The sequence below is a fragment of the Myxococcales bacterium genome (assembly GCA_016706225.1).
Taxonomy (GTDB): domain Bacteria; phylum Myxococcota_A; class Polyangia; order Polyangiales; family Polyangiaceae; genus JADJKB01.
In genome coordinates this window covers 217281-238144 of the sequence record JADJKB010000025.1, presented here as the reverse complement: position 1 = coordinate 238144, position 20864 = coordinate 217281, and the positions used below count along the sequence as shown (strand labels likewise).

Sequence of the window (20864 nt, the reverse complement as noted above, 5' to 3'; positions counted from 1 at the left end):
GGAGAACGGCGCGAGCACCGCATGGGTGGAGCTGACCTTCCCGGTACCGGTCATCGTCAAGGCGATTCGCCCCTACGCGGTGCCCAGGAAGACCGGGGCCAAACCCCCGGCGATGGCGACCATCGTGCTGTTGGACAGCCCGGACCACGAGGTCGCGCGTGCGACGGTCGAGGATCTGTCCGAGACCGGAACCGACGTCGCCTTCCACGAGGTCACGACGCGCATCGTGCGCCTGGAGCTGAGTCAGCTCGACTCCGGCACCGCGCTCGCCGAGATCGAGGTCATTGCCAAGGGCGCCCCCCACTGAGCCGGCCGGCCGTCAGTGCGTCGCACCCGCGCCTGGGGCGCGCCGTGTGCTCGGTTCTCGAGTTTCGGGCTAGCAGCTGGCGCGGCGGCCTGTGTAGGATGCGCGCCATGGCGACCTACACCTGTGAAAAGTGCGGCATGAGCGTGAACATGACCTGTGCCAAGTGCAACAAAGAGCTGGTTCACGACTCGATCACCAAGGACGACGGCGGAAAGGTCGCGATCTCGAAGTGCCCCGAAGGGCACGGCAAGATCAAGTCGCCGCTGTGCTGTGGCGCCGACATGAGCTGCCCGATCTGAGAGGCTCGACCCACGTCGGGCTCGAGCACACCCACCCGACCCTCCGACCGCCGCGCCCGCTTCGTGCTCGGGCTCGTCCTCGGGTATCTCGCCGCGATCGTGGCGAGCGGCACGTACCTGCGCGCGAAGACCTTCAGCCTGCGGGCGCTGGAACCGACCCGCCTCGACACGGCGTGGCAGCTCGAGCTGAGTTACCTCGCAGATCGCGGCGCGTGGAGCGGTCGTGACTTCCACTACGCCCGCGGCCCGCTGTGGCAGGCGCTGACCTGGCTCGCCAAAGGCGGTCCGCTCGAGACCAGCCCAGCGGGGGTGATCGCCGCGATGGAGACGTCCCACCTGCTCGCAGGGATCGCGGCGTCACTCGGCTTGACCCTCTTCTTCGTGAAGGGACCCTGGGCCCGAGTCGTGACGCTACTCGCGCTGTCGTTAATGTCCTACGCAGCGGGGATCTCGACCCTGCGGGCGATGCTCTCGGTCGCCATCGTGGTCAGCTATTTGCCCGACGCCGACGCCGTTCCGTCGTTTCGTCGCGCGCTCGCGCCGGCGCTCCTGACCAGCGTGGGGTTGCTCTACAGCTTCGACCGCGCGCCAGTCGCCATCGCGGCGATCGGCATCGCCACCGTCACCGAAACCATCGCCCGCAAACGCCGCGGTCAGAGCCTTCGCCCCGCGTGGCTGCGAGCGGCGTGGTACTTCGCAGCGCTTGCGATCATCCTCGCGGCCACGTCGGCGGTGGCTGCCGCCCTCGGCGCTCATCCCCTCGACTACGTGCCCGCGCAGGGTCGCATCGCGTCGGCGTATGGCGCGCTCTGGACCGGCTGGGATGCAGGCGTGCGTCCGGCGAACATCGTTGCGCTCGTGCTCGGCGCCGGCGTGCTCGGCGCAATCCCGCTCCTGGCGCGCTCGGGTCGGTTCGTCGAGGCCGTGTGGGTCGCGAGTGTGCTGCCCGCGGCGAGCTTCGCGACCATCGTGACCGACCAGGGCCACGTGTTCGTGGCAATTGCCCCGCTCTTGGTGGTGCTCGTGCTGGCCGCCGCGCGCAGCGAGGCCGATGCATCCATCGCACAACGGTCGGCGCCCGCGCTCCTGGCTTTCGTGGCGTTTGCCGGCTGGTTCGGCGCGTATCGGACCGCGCTCTGGCTCGACCCGTCGCACATCGTCGCGGCGATCCGCGCGTTCCGGCACGGCACGCTGGACGATCGTGAGTACGTCACGGACGTCACCCCCGCCGCGACCTGGGTCACGGCGGCCAAAGAGCGCGGGGTGCTGCCGTGTGTCGCGTTGGCGCCCGGTCTGACCATCGTGCACGCGTTGGCTCGCGTGCCGGGTCCAACTCTCCTGACGTTGCGCTGGACGGAGCAGCAACAGCGAGAACGCGCTCGCTCGCTCGAATCCGCCGCGTGCCCCTACTACGTGCACGAGGTCCTTGGTTTCGACGACGCCCGCGGGGCAGACTGGCTGCTCGGCGAGGACTTCGTTGCCATTGCCGAGCTCTACGAACCCAAAGAGCGAGTCGCCCCCACCACCATGGTGCTCGAGCGCCGGGCGCTCAGGGCGGTCGCGCCGCGGCAAACGCTACCAAGTCCGGCGATCGAGCACGACTTCGCGTTCGACGCGCCGGGTGAGCTGCTGATCCCGCTCGGAGCTCGTGTGCGTGGCGATGCGCTCGTGGCGCTCGACTACACAATCCACGTGGCCCGCGTTGCGCAGCTGGTCGGCGGGTTGCCGAGCATCGAATTCCGCTTCGAGCGCGCCGGAGCCCCGGTGTCCGCCTACCGTCAGCTGTTCCACGCGGTGCTCGGGCGGCCCGTGCGCACGCTGGTCAGCCCAGACTCCGTCGCAGCGCAGGCGACCTGGCTGTTGGGCGAGCGCCCGGCCGGACAGCTCGAGGCCGACGCGCTTCGGCTGCGCTTTCGGCGCCAAGGCAGGCTCTCCGCCGCACACGGCAAGCTCCGGGTCCTCGGGCTCTCGGTGATCACGCCACCGCCGCTCGCCCCCGAGCCCCCGACTCCGGCCTGTGTCCCCAAGCTCGATCTCACACAAGAGCTCGCGAGCGGTCACGCCCACCCGCGCAACGTCGCCGCCCGCCTGACGGGACGCGCATTCGAGCTGCATCCCAACCCGCCACCGCTCCACCTGGCCGAGATCTACTTCGACGTTCGCCCGTGTGAGGACAGCTGTCTGTTTGCGGAGCTCGAGGTGCGCGCCCCACCCGGCAGCGGTGACGGAGTCGACTTCGAGGTCCACGTTCTCGGGCAAAACGAGCGACCGCGTCTGCTGAGGGAGCGGGTGCTGCCGGGTCAGCGGCTACCACTCGAGGTCGCGCTGTGGCCGTTCGCCGGACGTGAGTCGCTGCTGCGCTTCGGTACCGAGAATGGGGCGGACGCCCACAACGACTACGCGGTCGTCTCCCGCGCCGAGATTGGTCGCTGCAGCGCCAGGACGGGCATCGCGGAAGCGCTCCGTGGTCAATGGGCGAAGGCCGACGGGAGTCTGGAGCTGAAAGGACCAGATCTGGTCTTGCCGGCGGAGGCCCGCCAGCTCCGCTACCCGCTGCGCATCAGCAAGGACACCTGTCTCTCGTCGGGACTGGTCGCGTCCGAGGGCGGCGCAACGCTCGAGGCGTACATCGTGGTGGACGAGATCGCACACCGGATCGACAAACTCCACTTCGGTCCCGCCCGCGCCAAGCTCGGGCCCCTCGCGCTCTTTGATTGGGTCGGGCGCGACGTCGAGCTGGTGCTCAAGGTCGTTCCGGACGCGGCGACGTCGGGGAAGATCGTGCTCGAAAATCCGGGGGTTTCCCGCTGTCCGGTGGCGCGGTGAGTGATTGTGGCGCGGAACGAGACTCGGCGTGTGCAGACGAAGCTCTAGCCCTTGGGCCGCGCACCCGCGTGCTAGGGTGCTGCGTGTGAATCCGCCGGAACCCGAACCCCCGGCGCTGAGCGAGACCGCGATCATTCACCTGTATCGCGGCGAGTTGGCGCGCATGACCGCCTATCGAGTGCGCCTCGATACGACCACCAACTGGGCGATCGGCACCAACGCTGCGATCATCTCGCTGGGGCTGGGGGGCCGCGACACGCCGCACCTGCTGTTCGCCGTGGCCGTCATCCTGAACCTCGCGTTCCTCGCCATGGAGGCACGACGATTTCGCGGCTTCGAGCTGATCCGCCAGCGCGTGCGCCTGCTCGAGACCGGGTTCTTCGCCCCGGCGCTGGGCAGCGCGCCGAACCCGGATTGGCAACGCCAGATGGCGGACAGTCTGACGACCCCCACGCCCCCGGTCAGTTACCTGCAGGCCACGTCCGTGCGCCTGCGCCGCAACTTTCTGCCCCTGATCCTGCTCGACTACGCCGCCTGGTTGTTCAAGCTCCAGCGCGGCACGGGGATCCCGAATGAGGCGGCAGCGTTCGGTCAGAGCGGCCCTCTGGTGTTGGCGATCGCCGGCGTCTTGCTCGCCGTCTTGGTGGCGCTCGCGCTCCGACACGCTTCGCCCGAAGAAGGTTGACCGCGAGCTCGGCCGAGCCTGCACCGGGAGTCCGGACCAGAATTCGCGCGGCTGCTGATCGAGTTCCTGAAAGCCTGACCCGGTCACCCGGCGCTCACTCGACGGGCGGTCACTTCCGCACCACGAGCTCCTGGTTCACGAGCTCGATCGAGTGGCCAGCGATGCGGTAGACCTTGTCCCGAAAGATGTTGAGCTTGCTCTGTCGTCCCTTGAAGTCCGCGCTGACGTCCCACGGCGAACAGGGCGCCGTCGAGTCGTACTCACACTCGTGCGCAGCCGAGAACCGCAGCCGGAGTCCATCGGGAAAGGTGTAGAGTCCCGGCGGCAAGGGCATGCCGAAGCTCGCGGCCACTGGCTGGTCCTTGTCCGCAGCCGGGAGTCGAGCTGGGACGCTCGGCCAGTCCTCCGCATCCGCAGCCAACGCCGGGGGTGATTCTGCGCCGCCGTCGGAGACGTCGTCGCGCTTCGGTTCGTGGGGTGGCGAAGCCGCGACCGCGGCGCGCGGCGGACCCGAAGAAGACATGCTGGGGGGCGCGGCGCACGCGCTGACGATCACCCAGACACCGCACCCACCCCCGCGAACGAGCGCAGCAATGCCGGCTGGGGACACCTGGGAGTCCAGCCGCCGTGCGGGCATCGCGCTGGGCTCCGAGCCGCGCATCATGACTTGCGTCTCACTTGATGGGCGGAGGATCGTAAATTGGCTTCACGTTGGCGCCGCCGGCGAAGGCGTACGATCCCGCCGCACCGTAGCCGTAGGCCACGATGCCGAAGGGTTTGTCGCCGGTGAGGTAGTGCACACCTTCGTTCAGCTTGCAGCGACGCGACTCGTACGGCACGCCATCCAGGATGCCCGCGGCTTCTTTGGCGCAGTTGTCCGTGGCCGAACCGTCGATGATGGTCTTGGTGGTCACCTCGGCGGTGATCACCACCCAGTTCTGACCCCACGAACCCGGCGTCAAGAAGACGTACTCGGTGCGGTACTGCTCGACCGGCGGGAACACCGTCAAGGACGGATCGCCGATGTACGGCCCATCCACATACTGATTGCTCACCAGGATCTGCCCGACCATCACGGGTTTGTCGGCGCTGACCGTGATGTCCTTCTGGGTCCAGGTCGTGACGACCTCGCCGGGCTGCAAAGTGAACGAGTCGTATGGCGCTGGCAGCGTGGTCTTCACGGTTGCAGCCTCGGCAACGCCGAGGAACCGGATCACGTCGGGCTCCTTGAACGAGCCGGTCGAGCGCACCGGGCTCCGCGCGATCACGTACTTCATGCCGACGGACTCGACGGGGAACATCTGCTCCTCGAGGTGATCGAGGCAGCAGGTGTCCTTGTCGGTCCACCCCGAGGGTTTCGGGATGTCGACGGAGCCGGGAGCACTGGTGGTCTCGACGCCGCTGAAGACGGCGACTGGCAAGTTCGATTCGACGACCGTGCCGGAAAGATCGGCCATCGTTTTTGGATCGTCGGCCAGCGTGGCGTCGTCGGTCTCCAGGTTCAGGACGTCGAACGGCCCCAGGTTCACCACGATCTCGCCGCCCGGTTGGGTGGCGGCGATGGGCGGGTTGCCCTTGATTCGCCAGCTCGGGCGCACCTTCACGACCGTGCCGGGCTTGGTGCCCACCACCGTCACGTACGAGCGGTCGATGATCTTTCCGATGATCGGGAAATCGATCAACACCGGGTGTCCCGCGCCCCAGTTGATGATCCGGTGCCACTTCCCGAGAGCGCTGGAGGGAAGGAGCAACGAGGCGTCGTTCGAGAACGCGTTCTCGAACACGTTGAACTGATAGACGACGATCGGGTAGCTGGCAGTAATGCGGAAGGCCTGCGAGGACAGGCAGGTGCCGGGCGAGCTGTAGTCGTTGGGTTTCACGCCGCAGTCGAGCTCCCGCGTGGGCAGAATGACCTTCTCGAGCGCGCCGGCGGCAATCGACACCTGTTTGACCACCTTGAGCGCGACGGGTTGGCCTTGAGGGGCCTCGTTCAGCTCGATGGTGACATTCGCCTGGCTCTGCCCGGCATTCGCCAGCACCACGCCCCAAGGCGCGCTGGCCGGATCGTTCGGCGGCAGACCAAAGAGTCCGCCGCCATCTTGCTGATCGAGATCCACCGCCCAGAACTCGCAACCGACGTTGGAAGGATCACTCGCCGCGAGCTCACACGCCGTGCCGCACTTGCCGCCCGAGCAGGCCTTTCCGCCCGACACGTCGCAGACCTCCACGAGCTCGTCTTGGGTCAGCCCGTCCGCCGCGCACTTGTGGACTTCGTTTCCGACGCAAACCGTCGACCCGGGCGCACAAAGCGTGCATCCGACGCCGCTGGTGCACGTGTCCTTGCAAGCGATCGGTGTGCCCGGCTTTCCGTCGACGCAGGGGGTGTAGCTCTTGCCAACACAGAAGTCGCAGACGCCGCCGTCCGCGCCGCCGGTATTGCCCGTGCCACCGCCACCATTGCCACCGGGGCCGCCGCTGCTGTCAGACGCAGAGCAGGCTGCGCCGAGGAGCGAGCCAACCGAAACGAGCCAGAGGAGTCCAAAGAGGCGCCGCATGCGCGGAAGGATACCCGAGAACGGGCCCGACGCCCGGGGACTTCCGCCGACCTTCACCCCCGACCGCGCCGTGGCCTCGAAGCGCGGCTTTTCTGCGCGCGCTACTCGCGGTCGACGCACGCGGCTTCAGCATGACGGCCGCGCCACTCGCCGGATATGGCCAATTCCCCTCTGCACGGCGCGCGCGTTCTAGCTATGTTTCCGGCATGCGCCCGGCATTGACGTGGAGTCTTCTGGCTTGCTCGTTCCTTCTGGTTGGCTGCGGAGACGACGACGGTGATTCCGCGTCGTCGGGCGTGCCTGGCACCCGAGCCGCTTTCGACCTCGCTGCCGATCTCGCGGACCCGGCGCACTTCTACGACGCTCCCTATCCGAGCGATCTGCGGCTCGACGCCGACCGCCACCCGCAGCTCGCGGGTTATCCCAACCCGAAGAGCATCGGCATCGTGGACGGGCTCGTGCAGAGCGCCAGCGAAGCGCGCGGCTTTCCGACCCTGCCGGTGATCTACTTCCACTTCGACGGAGCGCTCGCGCCGCGCCTGCTCGATGACGTCGTGCCCGGGGACAAGACCTCCCCCATCTTGCTCGTCGACGTCGACGCGAAATCACCGGAACATGGTCGGCTCATCCCCGTGGTGGCACTGACTACGGGGACGGACGTCTACTTGCCGGAGCACCTGCTCGCCATCGCGCCTCGGCCGGGCTTCGTCCTTCGTCCCGACACCAGCTACGGAGTGGTCGTGATGCGAGCCGCCAACGACGAAGCCGGGAGCCCCCTCGGCGTTCCGCCGACGCTCGCACGCCTGGCCCTCGGGAAACCCAGAGGGGACCGCGAGAAAGCAGCCGCTCCGGTCCTTGCTCCGCTCTTCGAGACGCTGGCCACGCTGGAGTTGGATCCGAAGCAGGTCGCTGCGGCGACGGTGTTCACCACCGGCGATGTCGTGAAAGAGGTCGAGGCTCTGTCCAGCAAGGTGCGCGAGAAATACGACGTCACGCTCGCCAACCTCGCTTTGTACGACGACCCCGAGGTCACCGACCTCTGCATCCTGCAAGGCACGGTCGAGCTTCCCCAATTTCAGACCGGCATGCCGCCGTTCAGCAGCGACGGGCGCTTCGAGTTCGACGCATCGGGAGCGCCCGTCGAACAGCGGAAAGAGACGGCTCCGTTCAAGATCGTCTTGCCGAAGTCCCCCATGCCGGCGGCGGGGTATCCGCTCGTCCTCAACGTGCACGGCTCCGGGGGTTTCAGCGTCGCGATGGTGCGCCCGGTGCTGGACGACGGCACGCTCGGTCCAGCCATCGGCCCGGCGTTCCCCTACGCGAATCGCGGCTTTGCCATGGCGGGCATGGCCATGCCGCTGAACCCCGAGCGCTTGCCCGGCGCCGCATCGACGGCCTACCTCAACGCCAACAACCTGGCGGCAATCCGCGACACCTTCCGACAAGGCACCATCGAGCTACGCCTGTTCCTCGAGGCGCTCGAGAAGCTGGAGATCCCGCCGAGTGCCCTGGGCTCGTGCACCGGGCCAACACTGCCCGCGGGCGCAACGAGCTTCCACTTCGACACCCAGAAGATGGCGCTCACCGGTCAGTCGATGGGCGGCATGCTCACGAACATCCTGGGCCCAATCGAACCTCACCTGCGGGTAGCGGTTCCCACCGGGGCGGGCGGACACTGGACCCATTTCATCATGCACACACCGCTCAGCGGCGGGAAGTTCCCGGCGCTCATCAAGCTGGTGCTCGCAGCGGACGAGCCGCTGTCCTTCGTCCACCCCGTGCTCGGGCTTGGCGCGGCCGCGCTCGAGGCTGCCGATCCGATCGTGTACGTGCCCCGCCTGGCAAAACGCCCGCTCGCAGGCCACCCGGTGCGCCCGATCTACGAACCGTCCGCGCCCCAGGACTCGTACTTCGACACCCTCACCTACGACGCGATGGCCCTCGCCTACGAACACCCGCAGGCCGGCATATCCCAGTGGTCGAGCATGCAGGACGCCCTGACCCTGAAGGGGCTCGACGGCCTGGTCCCCTTCCCCATCGAGAATAACTTGAAGAGCGAAGACGGCACGCCGTACACCGGAGCCGTGATGCAGTTCGCGCCGAAAAACGTGGTCCCCGGCGAGGTGCTGGACGGACACGCCATCTACTCCCACCGCGACGACGTGAAGTACCAGTACTCGTGTTTCATCGAGTCCTTCTTTGCCACGGGCAGCGCACGGATCCCGGCCTTGAAGGACGACTTCAAGGCGCCCTGCGAGTGAGCTCGAGCGACGCACCCGGCTTCGCGGCGGCCAAGATCAACTCCACTGAAGGCCGATCGGAGGGGCCGACTCCCACGTGGTGCAGACGGATCACCCCGCTCGGGTCGATCAGCACGTCGCCGCCGCGTTGATACACGTCGTCGTGGGAGCGACGCGGCCAGCGGCAGCGGGCAAACTGTCTCGCGTAAGCCCACCAGCTACTTGGTCCCCAGACGTCCCACTTCCCGGCCCGGCCCATCCGGTACACACCGTACAGCTCCCGCGTGGAGTCGACCAAGATCGGCCAGGGCAGCGCCATGTCAGCGGCGGAGCGCGCAGCAGCATCCGGGCGCTCGAACGTGACGACGAGCACATCGATGTTCGCGCCCTCGAGCTCGCTCATCTGCTGTTGCAACTGCAACAGGTGCCCGCGGCAAGGCAGTCAAGCCAGATGGCGGTGAAACACCAGCAGCAGCCAGCGCCCACGATGTTCGTCGAGCCGATGCAAGCGCCCGTTGGTGTCGACGAGCTCGAAGCTCGCGGCAGGCTCTCCGTGAAAAGACGACCTCTGCATCTGGCGATCCGTTCTACGCGGCTCCGTCCGGAGAGTTTCGCAGCCCGCCGCCAAGGCAGACGAAACCGCAGACGGCGCCCGGCGTAGTATCCCTCAATGCTCGATGCCCTTCGCCCGAATACGCGACCGCGCGCTCCCATGCCTCGACTCGTGGAAGCGTCCGGCCTGCTGCTCGCTTCGACCGGCCTGCTCGCCGGCTTCACGCAGCTCCCCGGTGCGCCGGTGTTTGCGCTGGTGGTCCTTGCCGCCGCCGCGACCCCCTGGCGCGGCTCTTCCCGACACCGAGCCTGGGGCGTCGCCCTGGCCTACGCGGTCTTGGCGTGGTCGCTGTTCGGCCTCGCGCCCTTCGTCACCGTGGGTGAGAACCTCGGCGGTCCCTACGGCGGCAGCGCCCTGACGTTCGCCTTCGCGCTGCTCGCAGCGGCCTTCCGGGTGTTCGCGCTCACCCGCGAGGCCGCGAAGCTCTGGACCGCACCACGCTGGGTGCTGGGCGCCAGCGCAACACCCATGGACGCGGAGGAGGCCGTGCGGGCAGCGCTGCTTTCCGGCTCCGAACAGCGCGAACGCGCGCTCGAAGTGGCGGTCTACGCCTCTACCTGTCGAAGGTCTTGCTCCAGCGCGCGGCGAGCGAAGCGCCCCAGGATCACGACCACAATCGCCGTCAGTACCAGTCCCGCGACGGAGGCGGCGCGGCCGTAGCCCGCCGGCCCGCCGTGGGCCAGCTCACTCGCCGTCGTGACCAGCGAACCCAGGTACACGTAGACGAACGTCCAGGGCAACATGCCGAGAAACGACCCGAGAATGTAGTCCCGAAGCCGTACCCGCGTCAGTGCGAGGGCGTAGTTCAGCAGGTTGAACGGCAGGATCGGCGAGAGCCTGAGCAACACCACCGTCCGAATTCCATTTCTGCTCACTGCGCGCTCCAGCGCGGAGAGCCGCGGGTGGCCGGCGAGCCTCCGGGCGACCCATTCGCGCGCCAGCGACCGCCCCAGCAAGAACGCCGCCGTCGCCGAAATAACGCTCACCGGTGAGACCAGCAGCGTTCCCAGTGTGGGGCCATACACAAAGCCTGCGCCCAGGGTGAGCACCGAACCCGGCAACACGAACACCGTCGCCACGAGGTACACGAGCGAATACACCCCGACGCCGGCACCACCCGCGGACTGCATCCAGGCGACGACCTTCAGGAGCCAATCACTTACCGGCAAGAGCCAAGCCGCGAGCAGGAGCGTGACCACGACGGCGAGGGCAGCGGCGCGTTTCACTGGAGGGCTCCAGAGCAGCTCGAGCCAGCGCCCGCCGTGCAGCCGAAACAGTGTGACTCGGTCGCAATGCGCCTCCCCTCGAGCTCGCTGAGCGAGTGGATCTCCCAGAGCGTACAGCCGGTCCTGCCGTGGCACGCCCCCAGATCGAGCTCCAGCATCTGGTTGAAGTCGCAGTCGTACAGCCGACCGTCCCAGCTCACACTGACCAGCGACCGGCACATCAGCCCGGGGACGGTGCCGGGGTTGAAGTGATTCACCAGCAGGCTCATGTACTCGTCGTGCCGTCCGCTGCGCACGAGCTCGTGGGCGAAGCGGTGGATGGGCATGTTGGTGAGCGTCAGCAAACGATTGAACTCGATACCGTAGCGTGAGCGGAGCTCCTGCCGATAGCTCGCCTCGAGGGCGGCCTGAGGCGGCGGCAGGGTGGCGCCGCGCGGGTTGTAGACGAGATCGAGCTCGAGCCCGGGACTCGTGCCGTAGCCCCATGCGTTCAGCGCGTCGAGCGCCCGCACACTCTTGTCGAAGACCCCACGACCGCGCTGCTGGTCGACGTTTTGCCCGAGGTAACACGGCAGGCTCGCCACCACCTTCACGCCGTTCTCCGCCAGCAATTGCGGGAGCTCTTGCATGCCGGGCTCGAACAGCACCGTGAGGTTGCAGCGGTCGATCACGCTGCGGCCGAGCCGGCGCGCCTCGCGCACGAGCATGGGAAAATTCGGGTTGAGCTCCGGCGCTCCGCCGGTCAAGTCCAGGCACGCGATCTGCGGCGTTCCGGCGAGCAGCTCGAGCACCCGCTCCGCCACTCGCGCCGCCATGCTCTCGGTGCGCTTGGGGCCGGCCTCCACGTGACAGTGGTGGCACGCGAGGTTGCAGAGTTTGCCTACGTTCACCTGCAGCGTGGTCAGCGCACCGCGGCGCAGCTCCGGTATGCCGTGCTCGGCCAGCACGGCGTCGAAGGGCGGCCGAGCCGGGGCGAGCGGGAGCGTTCGGGCCGAGGCTTTGTGCATGCTCCCTGTCCCTACGCAGCCAGTGGAGTGTGGTTTCGCGAAACCAGCCCCATCCGCGCGCGTAGCACGCTCGAGATGACGCTGGTCGCGCTCGAAATCAGCCCGAACTTGCTGCCGTGGTGGGCGGCCGCGGCTGGCTTCCGAGCCCACCCGGGTGATAACGTCGCGCGCGTCGTGGAGGAACGTTCGCGCGCCAGCGTCGCCATGGAACGTCACGCTGACGGCGACGCCGCGGCCTTCGCCGTCGTGTACGACGAGGTCGCACCGAAGATCTACCGCTACCTGCTGCGGCTCACCCGGAACGCCGACTCAGCCGCCGACCTGCTGCAGCAGGCGTTCCTCAAGATGCACGAGGCGCGGGCGCGTTTCAACCGGGGCGCCAAGGTCGAGCCCTGGGCATACGCCATTGCACACCGCCTCTTCATCGACTCGACCCGTCGCCACCGAGCAGTCGTCCCAATCGAGGATCAACTCACCCTGGCCAGCGACGACGACACCGAGTCGGTCGCGCGGGCCGGCGAGTTCTCCCGCGCGCTCAGCGTGGAGCTCGAGAGAATTCCTCGTCAACAACGCGAAGCCTTCCTCCTGGTTCGCGGCGAAGGGCTCTCGATCGCCGAGGCGGCCCAAGTGCTTGGAGCCAGCGAGACGGCGGTGAAGCTGCGGGCACATCGCGCCTACGTTCACCTGCGTGAGCACCTGGGAGAATTTCGCAGCGAGGAGCAGCCCGAATGACCCCCCTTCCGCCCGACATCAGGAGCCACGTGCTCGCGACCAGTCAGGCGACCCCGTCACTGACTCGTCATGCGCTCGGCCGTCGCCGTCAGCTGGTGCTCGCGACGGCGCTCGGTGCAACCCTCGCGGTGGGCCTCATGCGCGGCGTGCCCGAGCCGAGCAACCTGCGCCCGATGATGTTTCTGGGGGTTGCCGTGGGCGCTGCACTGCTCGTCGCCGTCGCAGTCTCGTTGTGGATGTTCGTTCCCGCGCCCTCTGCCCTCGGTCGCCCGAGCTCGAGTCGGCGCGCTGTCGCCGTGTGCGTCCCGATCTTGCTCGCCGCCGGCATGCTCGCAGCGAATCTGCTTGCCCCCGAGACCCTGCGCTCGCCACCTGCGCCAATCGGAGCGGCTGTCGCCTGCCTGATCGTGTTCACCGTTCTCGGCATGATGCTGCTCGGTGGCCTGGTGTGGCTCGAGCGTGACTCGGACCCCACGTCGCCCCGGGCGACGGGCGCGAGCCTGGCGGCGCTCGCCGGTGCATGGACCGCGTTTGCCATGGCGGTTCAGTGTCCGGCGGTGGACCCTGTTCACGTCCTTGGCACGCACGTGCTCCCCTCTGCGCTCTTGATCGGCGCCGGGGTGTTGCTCGGCGGGCGCTTCGTGGCGATGCGCGCCCCGCACCGCCCGAACCGTCCAAAAGGATCGACCTGAGACCTCCTACCGCTCGCCGTACTTGCTGATCAGGTTGATGCCGAAGGTCTTGAGCAAGTCGGCCGGCGAGGTCCCGCCAATCTGAGCGATCACGGCGTCGTTACGCAGCTCTCGCACCGAACCGTCCTGCTTGAAGAGCACCCTCGCGGGTTCGATGGCCTCCAGCGTCGACGGCATGAGCGCCTGGACCCTCCCGCTCTTGATTAGCTCGTCGATGCGACGCCGGTTGTCCCCGCGACAACGCGCAAAGGCATCACGCCGGTAGCTGATGGCCACCGACGCACAGCGGCCGTAGTCCGCGAGTGCGAGCGCCGACTCGACGGCGCTGTTGCCGCCGCCGACGACCAGCACGTGCTGTCCTTCGAAGGGGTCGGGTTCGATCAGCCGGTACACCACCTTCGGCAGCTCTTCGCCCGGGACGCCCAGCTTGCGTGGCGAACCCCGCATTCCGAGCGCGAGTACCACGTTGGCCGCGCGCCACTCACTCGTCTCGGACCGGATGCGCCACATTCCGTCGCCCTCGGGCTGAATGCTCTGGACCAGATGTCCAGTCGCGAGCGGCAGCGAGCACTTGGCCATGATCTCCGCCCACAGCTCGACCAGCTTCTCCTTCGACATCGTCCGCTTCTTGACGGTGCCGAACAGCGGGAGCTCGAGCGGCCCCGTCATTACGACCTTCGCCCGAGGAAAATGCGTGATGGTGCCGCCGAGGGCCTCACGGTCGACCAGCAACGTCCGCAGCTTGGCTTCCATCAGGCCCAACGTGGCCGAGATGCCGGCCGGGCCCGCTCCGACCACCAGCGCGTCGAGCGCGCCGTCCACCCCGCGGCGCACACCGTTCGGACCACCCTTGTGGATGTGCCCGGCCGCCTGCGCACCTTGGGACACCGCGTTCTTGATCAGCCCCATGCCCCCGAGCTCACCCACGATGAAGACGCCGGGCTGGTTGGTCTCGAAGGTGGGCCCGATCTGAGGCAACTCGACGCCGCGGGTCTTGCTGCCGAACACCAGGCGAATCGCGTCGACCGGACACGCCGCTTCACACGCCCCGTGACCCACGCAGCCGAGGGGGTTCACCAGCACCGCCCGGTTTGCGATCAGCCCGAGCGGGCCGTGCTCGGGGCAGATCGCCACACAGGCGCCGGACCCCATGCAGATGTTGGGGTCGATCTCCGGATGGAGCGAGGTGGGGATGACCACACCCAGGCCCGCGAAGTCCTCCGCTGCGGCGCGCGTCGCCGCTTCTTTGCGCGAGTCCCTGGCCTCCCAGAGCAGCCACAGGAGCACGGCCAGCGCAACCAGTGCCCCCAAGATGAGCGTGGAAGACAATCCCTGACTCCGTATCGAGCGACTGGCGAGCTTGCCAACTTCGGCGGCTTATTTACGGCCGTCTGGGTGACAGTCCAAGCAGAAAGTCTTCGAGCTGGAGGTTTGTGGATACTTGCCCTCGTCCTTGTGCACGCTGTCCATCTTGGCGTCGCCGTGGCAGGTGACGCAGTTGATGTTGCTCTTGGCAGCCGACCCCAGGTTGGCGTCGTGGCACTCGGCGCACTTCACGTTGCTGTGTTTGCTGCCGGCCAGCGGGAACTTGTTCTCGGGGTGGCCACCGGCGGCGGGCTTCCACGCCGTGGTGCTGTGACAGTCCGAGCAGACGTGGGAAAAGCCCTGATGGCCCGGGAACGGGCTCTTGTCGTAGTCGTCGACATGGCAGCTGAAACAATCCTTCGGCGTGCCCTTGTAGACCGGCGGATCACCCACATGACAAGCGGTGCACGGAGCCGTCGCGTGCGCGCCATCCAACGGGAAGGGGTGAGCGGCCGCGGACGCCGGCTTCCAAGCCACCTGGTTGTGGCACGCATCACACGTAGTGGGGAACGTGTTGTGACCTGGGTAGGGGCTCCCGTCGTAGTCCTTCTGATGACAGCCCACACACTCGCGGGGGGTCCCGGCGTACTTGGGTGGGTCGCCGACATGGCAGCTCTGACACGCCAGGGCCTGGTGAGCGCCCAAGATGGGCCAGCTGTGCTCGAACTTCGCCGGGATCCAGGCGTCCTCGCTGTGGCACGCGCCGCAGACCGTCGGCATCACGTTGACGTGGGGTGGTTTGGCCGCGCCCTCGTAGTCCGGCTGGTGACACGAGTAACACTCACCGGCGCGCACCTGAATATGCTCTTCGCCGTCACCCGACAGCACCTTGCCGCACGCGCCCGCGCCGGCGGCGAGCGCGATCACGCTGACCAGCAGGGCGTTCCAACGCGAGCGCGGCCGAGACCCGGACATCCAAGCAGCATACCGCAGGTGGGGAACCCGACCCAAGGGGGCACTCACCCACGCACCCCGAATTTTCCCGCCCGCGCGGGCCTTACTCACCAGAGAACCCTTGCAACGCTGCGGCGCATCAAGTCAATTGGCGAAGTGGGTGACGGGACGACACAGGCTCCGGCACGTCAGGGTGTGCTGGCGTGGGCGTTGCTCGCACTCCTCCTGGGGACCGCGGCCGGAGGCCTCTGGTCCTACGGTCGCGGCTTCTACACTCTCGGCGTCGAGGCCCGCGTGGATCACGAGGCGTTCCGCGTCCTCGGCCCCGGCGAGGTCGTCGGCCACGGCTACGGCATCGTGGGCACCGCGCTGATCCTCACCAATCTCTTCTACGTGGTGCGCCGGCGTTTCCCCTCGCTGCCCATCGGCTCGATGCGCGCGTGGCTGAATCTGCACACGACGACCGGGCTCTTCGGCGGACTGCTGGTGCTCTATCACTCGGCGTTTCAATTCCGCAGCCCGATCGCGACGGTCACGATCTGGGCCCTGTCGCTGGTCATCGCGACGGGCCTGCTCGGCCGCATCATCCATGGCTTCACGAGGGCACCGGACCTCGCCGAGCTCGAGCCCCACCTGGCGGTGTTCGACGGGATCCGCCCGGGAATCAGCCACGAGATCCGCGGCAAGCTGAAGGCCATCGAGCGTGTCGACCTCGAAGGCAGGTCGCTGGTTGCGGTGCTCGTGACCCTCCCGAAGTGGCGACGCGAGGCCTTCCAGCGTCGGGCCGCCATCGAACAAACCCTGGCTGCGTACGATCATCTTCACCGCGCGGAATTTCAACTGCTCGGCACCAACGTGAGGGCCGCAAAAGCCCTGCTGTTCGGCGAGGTCCGAGCTCGCGCGGCCGGCAACGTGCTGCGTGGCTGGCGGTCGATTCACCGCCTGGCCGCCGTCATCATGGTCTTGCTCGTCACGGTCCACATCGGGGTGGCCTGGCAGTACGGTTATCGCTGGATCTTCTCCGATGCGCCGGCTCTGGTACCTTAGCCTCCTGTTCGTGGCTGTCGTGCTGGGAGTGGGTCGCACGGCCCGCGCGCAGCTGATGAGCCCCGGGCCCCTGGCAGCACCGCATGCGTCCCTCGAGGGGGACGAGAACTGCGGCCGCTGCCACAGCTCGGGCAAGGGGGTGTCGAACGGCGCGTGCAACTCTTGCCACAGCAACGTCACCAAGTCGGGCATGCACGCCCGGGTGTTCTCGGGGGGCTGCCCGCGGTGCCACTCGGATCATCGCGGCCGTGGCTTTGCCATGGTGCGGTTCAGTGCGAGCGGCTTCGATCATACCCAGACGAGCTGGCCGCTCACCGGGGGCCACGCCAAAGCGAAGTGCAACCAGTGCCACAAGTCGCGCGGCTGGCTCGGCCTGTCGACGGGTTGCACGAGCTGCCACAAAGATCCACACGGCAAGCGCTTCGGGGGCAACTGCGTCGGCTGTCACAACGACTCGAGCTGGAAGTCCGTCAACCTGAAGTCGTTCGATCATTCTCTCTCCAGGTTTCCCCTGCGCGGGGCCCACACCAAGGCGGCGTGTGGCAACTGCCACGGCTCACCCGCGCGCTACCAGGGGCTCGACTTCGGCGGTTGCACGTCGTGCCACAAGGATCCGCATGCCGGGCGCTTCTCGAAAGAGTGCCTCAACTGCCACAACGAATCGGACTGGCACGGCATCCAGATGAAGGCGGGGGCGCATCCGGGACTCAGCCTGGCCAACGGGCATGCCCGCGTCGCCTGCGGCCGCTGCCACAACCGCGGGATCTACACGGCGCCCTCCGCCGGCAGAGCGTGCGCGGCCTGCCACAAACCCGTGCACGAGGCGGATTTTGGCAAGAACTGCGGCCGCTGCCACGCGAGCATTCGCTGGCTGGGCCTACCCAAGAAGACAGGGCGAGACGCCCACGACAAGACGCCGTTTCCGTTGCACGGCCGGCACGTCACGGTGGAGTGCAGCGGCTGTCATGCGCCGAGCAAACCCGCGCAGCAACGCTTCCGGGAGCTGAAGTTTGGCAACTGCAAGGACTGCCACAGCGACGCCCACGCCGGGGAGTTCGCAAAACGGAGCGGCGGCGAGTGCGGCGGCTGCCACAACGACGCTGGGTTCCGGCCCTCGAGTTTCGGTCCTCAGGCTCACGCATCGACGGCCTTCCCGTTGTCGGCCATCACACCGCCGTCCCCTGCGGCACCTGTCACGACAAACATCCCAAAGGCGGGAAGCGCTTGAACTGGCAGGGCGCGGCCACGCGCTGTGAGTCGTGTCACGAGAACCCACACGGCAGTCAATTCGCGAAGGAATTGAAGCAGGGCGGCTGCGCGAGCTGTCACTCACCGCACGACTGGCACACCCCCAAGATCGACCACAAGGGCTGGCCGTTGACCGGGGCTCACGCCGGCGCGCCCTGCGCCCGCTGCCACACTCCGTCGGAGGCGGACCGCAAACACGGACGCGGCGGCAGCTACCGCGGCACTCCTCGAGTGTGCGAAGGCTGTCACGCCGACGCACACATGGGTCAGTTTCGGCTGACTCGCCCGGTCAAGCCCTGCAACGGCTGCCACGATACTCACAGCTTCCGCATCGCGAAGTTCCCGCACACCGCCCGCGCCGGCTTTGTGCTCGAGGGGCGGCACGCGGGGCTCGCCTGCGCCAAGTGCCATCCGATGGCGGATCTGAACGGCGGCAAGAGCACACGGCGTTACCGCTTGGGGTACTCGGCGTGCAAACACTGCCACGCGGATCCGCACGAGGAGGCCGCGCCGTGAAACGCTGGCCCGCGTTCCTGCTCGTCGCGGCTGCGTTGCTGGCGGCCGTGGTCGCCCTGGCGGCGCCCGGAGACAAGCCGAGCACCGGCAAGTCGAAGAAGCGCGCGCCACACCGCTCATCGATCACCAGCGGGCTGGACTGCTCGACCTGCCACACGCCCAGCAGCTGGCGATTGGTGCCGGGAGGCGCAGGCGGAGGCTTCGATCACGCTGTCACCGGCTTCCCGCTGAGCGGAAGGCATCGACAAACCGCGTGTACGGGCTGTCACACCGGGAAGGCCAAGATCTCTCGCGACTGCGTCTCGTGCCACGCGGACTCCCATCGCGGCCGCCTCGGGCAAGGCTGCGATCGCTGCCACTCGGCGCGGAGCTTTCGCGAGGTGCGCGCCATCGAGAAACATCGCCGCACCCGGCTGCCTCTGACGGGTATGCATACCCTGGCGGACTGCACCGAGTGCCACCAGCGCAGCTCCCAGGGGCAGTGGTCCGGAGTGCCGGCGGATTGTTATGCGTGCCACGCCGGCGACTATCGGCGCACCGACATCCATCCCTTGCACGTCGGCGGTCCTGGTCAGACGCCGTTTCCCAAAGAGTGCGGCCAGTGCCACCGGCCGACGGGTTGGACGCCCGCCTTCGTGCCCGCGAGCTTTCAGTTTCGTCTGACCCAGAGTCCGCTCGCGCCGCAGAGTCACGAGCTCTCATTTCCGATCAAGGTCGGGAAACACCGCGGGCTCGAGTGCGGGGACTGCCACATCGCGCTGGCAGCGCCGCGACTCGTGCGCTGCACCGGTTGTCATGCGCACAACCCGGTTCGGGTGTCACGCCAGCACCGCCGGCAAGGGCCGGTGCGCGAGCGGTGCCTGCACTGCCACCAGGGAGGGCGCGCACGATGAGAGCCTCCCCCACCCTCGGCGCCCTCCTGGTCGTGCTCTCGTCTGCGCTGACCGCGCTTGCTGCACCCAAGGACAAACCGGCGCAAGACAAACCGGCGAAGGACCACAAATCGGCCTCCGGCAAGGGCGTCACGCTGAAGGTCGAGGTCGTCGACCTGACGAATGACCGCGCCTACATCACGCCCGGAGCGAAAGCAGGCCTGCGGGTCGGAGATCCGGTCAAGATCGGGCGTGACACCTTCGAGGTGATCGCGGTGACCGCCTCGTCCGCAGTGCTGAAGCTCGACAAATCGCAGCTCGAAGTCGGCGACAAGGGAACCGCGGCGATCGAGCTCGACCGCGAAGCGGTGGTGGTCGAGCGCATCAAACCGCCGCCACCGGCCGCGACCTTTCGAGACAGCTGGTCGCCCGCGCGACCGCCCGCCGAAGACCAGAACCCCGCACCCGTGCCCCTCGGCCTGGTCCAGGCTCAGGGACACAATCGCGCCAGTGTCTCGATGTACGGCTACGGCCTCGCCCCCGCGGGCAACGCGGGCACCGGGATCGGCTTCGCCGAGCTGCGAGGCCAACTCCACTACGAACCGTTCACGAGCGCGCCCTTTGCGCTCGACGTCGACCTCAGCGGTCAGACCTGGATATCGCCGAACCTCTCTGCGCGGCGCGCCGGCGACGCCCGCCCCGCGCTCAGGGTGCGGCGGCTCGAGGCGGCCTACGGGCGCGAGCGCTCGTGGTTCGCCAGCGGCGGTCGGCTCCGCTACGCATCCAGCTTCCTGGGATCGCTCGACGGCGTGAAGGTGCGTGCTCCACTTTTCGGAGACGTGTCGGTCAGCGCCTTCGGGGGAGCCGTCCCCGAACCGTTGAGCGGCGTGCCCTCCTCCACCGCGCGCTTCGGTGGTGAATTCGCCCTGGACGCCGTCGAGAACGAGCTTCGGCCGCGCGTCATCCTGGGGGGCAGCGCCTCACGCTTCAACGGCACCATCGACGAGCGTCGCTTGAACGCGAGTGTCGACCTCTTGCCTCGCTTCGGTCGCTTCGGCGCGAGCGCAGAGGTCTCGTTCTTCGACGCCGACAACCCCTGGCGAGCGAACACGACGGAGCTGACCTCCGCGATGGCCGACGCCTCGGTGCGCATGGGCATCGTCGAGCTCTCTGGCCGCGGAGGCCTGCAGCGCCCCGAACGCTCGCAATGGCTGGCCAGCTTTCTGCCGCCGGAGTGGCTGTGCGTTGCGGGTGCAACGGCCGCCAGCCCCGGCACGTGCCTGGGCAGCGACGCCACCTACAGCGGAAGCGGAGAGGTCGGCATCCGGCTCACCAAGCTGTCTGCCACCATCGGCGGACACGCGGCCACGACTCAAAACACCAACGCCAATGCGGTCGGTGGCTTCACCCAGCTCCGGCTGCTCGACATCGTCAGCACGCTGCGCGTTGACGCCGGCGCGTCCGCGGCGCGAACCAGCTTCCTCACGAACGCGGGCTTCTCGTTCAGCCCCGGCGTGGAGCTGCTCGATCGCACCCTCGATCTGTCCTTGCGATATCGCCCGGCCATCACCCGCTACACCGCGGACGACAGCGCGTTCGTCGAGCACCTCATCGGCGGCGCGATCTGGTTCTCGCCGTCGCGACACCTCGACCTGGCTCTGGACGGCGACCGCATCCTCGGCGCCGACGTCGACGTCTTCGTGGTCCAGGGACTCGTGACCTGGCGACCGGAAATCTGAG

Annotated in this window: 20 protein-coding genes; 13 read left to right on the top strand and 7 right to left on the bottom strand. The window is 67.9% G+C overall.

What is annotated here, in order from left to right:
* The first annotated feature begins 25 nt into the window (after window positions 1–25).
* From IPI67_39680 to IPI67_39665, 4 genes are all read left to right on the top strand, one after another.
* Complete coding sequence (locus tag IPI67_39680) at window positions 26–307, top strand: hypothetical protein (GenBank protein MBK7586295.1); 282 nt, start codon at window positions 26–28, stop codon at window positions 305–307.
* A 107-nt stretch (window positions 308–414) separates the two neighbouring features.
* Window positions 415–606 (top strand): hypothetical protein, encoded by a 192-nt coding sequence (locus IPI67_39675; GenBank protein MBK7586294.1) that lies wholly within the window; start codon window positions 415–417, stop codon window positions 604–606.
* Window positions 607–669: 63 nt separating this feature from the next.
* On the top strand, window positions 670–3432 hold the full coding sequence (locus tag IPI67_39670) for a hypothetical protein (protein ID MBK7586293.1): 2763 nt from the start codon (window positions 670–672) through the stop codon (window positions 3430–3432).
* Window positions 3433–3517: 85 nt separating this feature from the next.
* Window positions 3518–4117 carry a DUF2270 domain-containing protein gene (locus IPI67_39665; GenBank protein MBK7586292.1) on the top strand — a complete coding sequence of 200 codons (600 nt, stop codon included), beginning with the start codon at window positions 3518–3520 and terminating at the stop codon, window positions 4115–4117.
* Window positions 4118–4226: 109 nt separating this feature from the next.
* On the opposite strand, the gene IPI67_39660 is transcribed toward IPI67_39665, so the two are convergent.
* On the bottom strand, window positions 4227–4781 hold the full coding sequence (locus IPI67_39660) for a hypothetical protein (protein MBK7586291.1): 555 nt from the start codon (window positions 4779–4781) through the stop codon (window positions 4227–4229).
* Between the two features lie 10 nt (window positions 4782–4791).
* Entirely contained in the window at window positions 4792–6672 is a 1881-nt protein-coding gene (locus IPI67_39655; GenBank protein MBK7586290.1) for an IgGFc-binding protein, read from the bottom strand.
* Window positions 6673–6878: 206 nt separating this feature from the next.
* Here IPI67_39655 and IPI67_39650 point away from each other — a divergent pair, with 206 nt between their 5' ends.
* A complete protein-coding gene (locus IPI67_39650) occupies window positions 6879–8933 on the top strand; it encodes a hypothetical protein (protein MBK7586289.1) in 2055 nt (684 codons plus the stop codon).
* Here the strand turns inward: IPI67_39650 and IPI67_39645 are convergent.
* The gene (locus tag IPI67_39645; GenBank protein MBK7586288.1) at window positions 8914–9315 is read right to left on the bottom strand and encodes an AhpC/TSA family protein; all 402 of its coding nucleotides are present in this window, start codon (window positions 9313–9315) and stop codon (window positions 8914–8916) included. The genes IPI67_39650 and IPI67_39645 overlap by 20 nt on opposite strands.
* 309 nt (window positions 9316–9624) lie before the next feature.
* Between IPI67_39645 and IPI67_39640 the strand changes: the two genes are divergently transcribed.
* Window positions 9625–10185 carry a hypothetical protein gene (locus tag IPI67_39640; protein ID MBK7586287.1) on the top strand — a complete coding sequence of 187 codons (561 nt, stop codon included), beginning with the start codon at window positions 9625–9627 and terminating at the stop codon, window positions 10183–10185.
* Here IPI67_39640 and IPI67_39635 read toward each other — a convergent pair.
* Both IPI67_39635 and arsS read right to left on the bottom strand, forming a co-directional pair.
* Window positions 10071–10751: a TVP38/TMEM64 family protein gene (locus IPI67_39635; protein ID MBK7586286.1), complete on the bottom strand. Its 681-nt coding sequence runs from the start codon at window positions 10749–10751 to the stop codon at window positions 10071–10073. The two genes, IPI67_39640 and IPI67_39635, sit on opposite strands and share 115 nt — an antisense overlap.
* Window positions 10748–11758 (bottom strand): arsenosugar biosynthesis radical SAM protein ArsS, encoded by a 1011-nt coding sequence (gene arsS, locus IPI67_39630; protein MBK7586285.1) that lies wholly within the window; start codon window positions 11756–11758, stop codon window positions 10748–10750. Before arsS ends, IPI67_39635 begins: the two co-directional genes overlap by 4 nt.
* A 75-nt stretch (window positions 11759–11833) precedes the next feature.
* Here arsS and IPI67_39625 point away from each other — a divergent pair, with 75 nt between their 5' ends.
* Window positions 11834–12490 carry an RNA polymerase sigma factor gene (locus tag IPI67_39625; GenBank protein MBK7586284.1) on the top strand — a complete coding sequence of 219 codons (657 nt, stop codon included), beginning with the start codon at window positions 11834–11836 and terminating at the stop codon, window positions 12488–12490.
* Window positions 12487–13182, top strand: a complete 696-nt coding sequence (locus tag IPI67_39620) for a DUF1109 family protein (GenBank protein ID MBK7586283.1) — start codon at window positions 12487–12489, stop codon at window positions 13180–13182. The genes IPI67_39625 and IPI67_39620 overlap by 4 nt, the downstream gene beginning before the upstream one ends.
* Before the next feature lie 6 nt (window positions 13183–13188).
* On the opposite strand, the gene IPI67_39615 is transcribed toward IPI67_39620, so the two are convergent.
* The gene (locus tag IPI67_39615; GenBank protein ID MBK7586282.1) at window positions 13189–14511 is read right to left on the bottom strand and encodes an NAD(P)-binding domain-containing protein; all 1323 of its coding nucleotides are present in this window, start codon (window positions 14509–14511) and stop codon (window positions 13189–13191) included.
* Window positions 14512–14559: 48 nt separating this feature from the next.
* Window positions 14560–15462: a hypothetical protein gene (locus tag IPI67_39610; GenBank protein ID MBK7586281.1), complete on the bottom strand. Its 903-nt coding sequence runs from the start codon at window positions 15460–15462 to the stop codon at window positions 14560–14562.
* A gap of 135 nt (window positions 15463–15597) precedes the next feature.
* Between IPI67_39610 and IPI67_39605 the strand changes: the two genes are divergently transcribed.
* Genes IPI67_39605 through IPI67_39585 form a run of 5 tightly spaced genes read left to right on the top strand, consistent with a single transcriptional unit; the run spans window position 15598 to window position 20863 of the window.
* Window positions 15598–16488: a hypothetical protein gene (locus tag IPI67_39605; protein ID MBK7586280.1), complete on the top strand. Its 891-nt coding sequence runs from the start codon at window positions 15598–15600 to the stop codon at window positions 16486–16488.
* On the top strand, window positions 16466–17716 hold the full coding sequence (locus IPI67_39600) for a hypothetical protein (protein ID MBK7586279.1): 1251 nt from the start codon (window positions 16466–16468) through the stop codon (window positions 17714–17716). Before IPI67_39605 ends, IPI67_39600 begins: the two co-directional genes overlap by 23 nt.
* Entirely contained in the window at window positions 17713–18252 is a 540-nt protein-coding gene (locus tag IPI67_39595; protein MBK7586278.1) for a hypothetical protein, read from the top strand. Before IPI67_39600 ends, IPI67_39595 begins: the two co-directional genes overlap by 4 nt.
* A complete protein-coding gene (locus IPI67_39590) occupies window positions 18249–19145 on the top strand; it encodes a hypothetical protein (protein ID MBK7586277.1) in 897 nt (298 codons plus the stop codon). Before IPI67_39595 ends, IPI67_39590 begins: the two co-directional genes overlap by 4 nt.
* Window positions 19142–20863 carry a hypothetical protein gene (locus IPI67_39585; GenBank protein MBK7586276.1) on the top strand — a complete coding sequence of 574 codons (1722 nt, stop codon included), beginning with the start codon at window positions 19142–19144 and terminating at the stop codon, window positions 20861–20863. Before IPI67_39590 ends, IPI67_39585 begins: the two co-directional genes overlap by 4 nt.
* The last annotated feature ends 1 nt before the right edge of the window (window position 20864 follow it).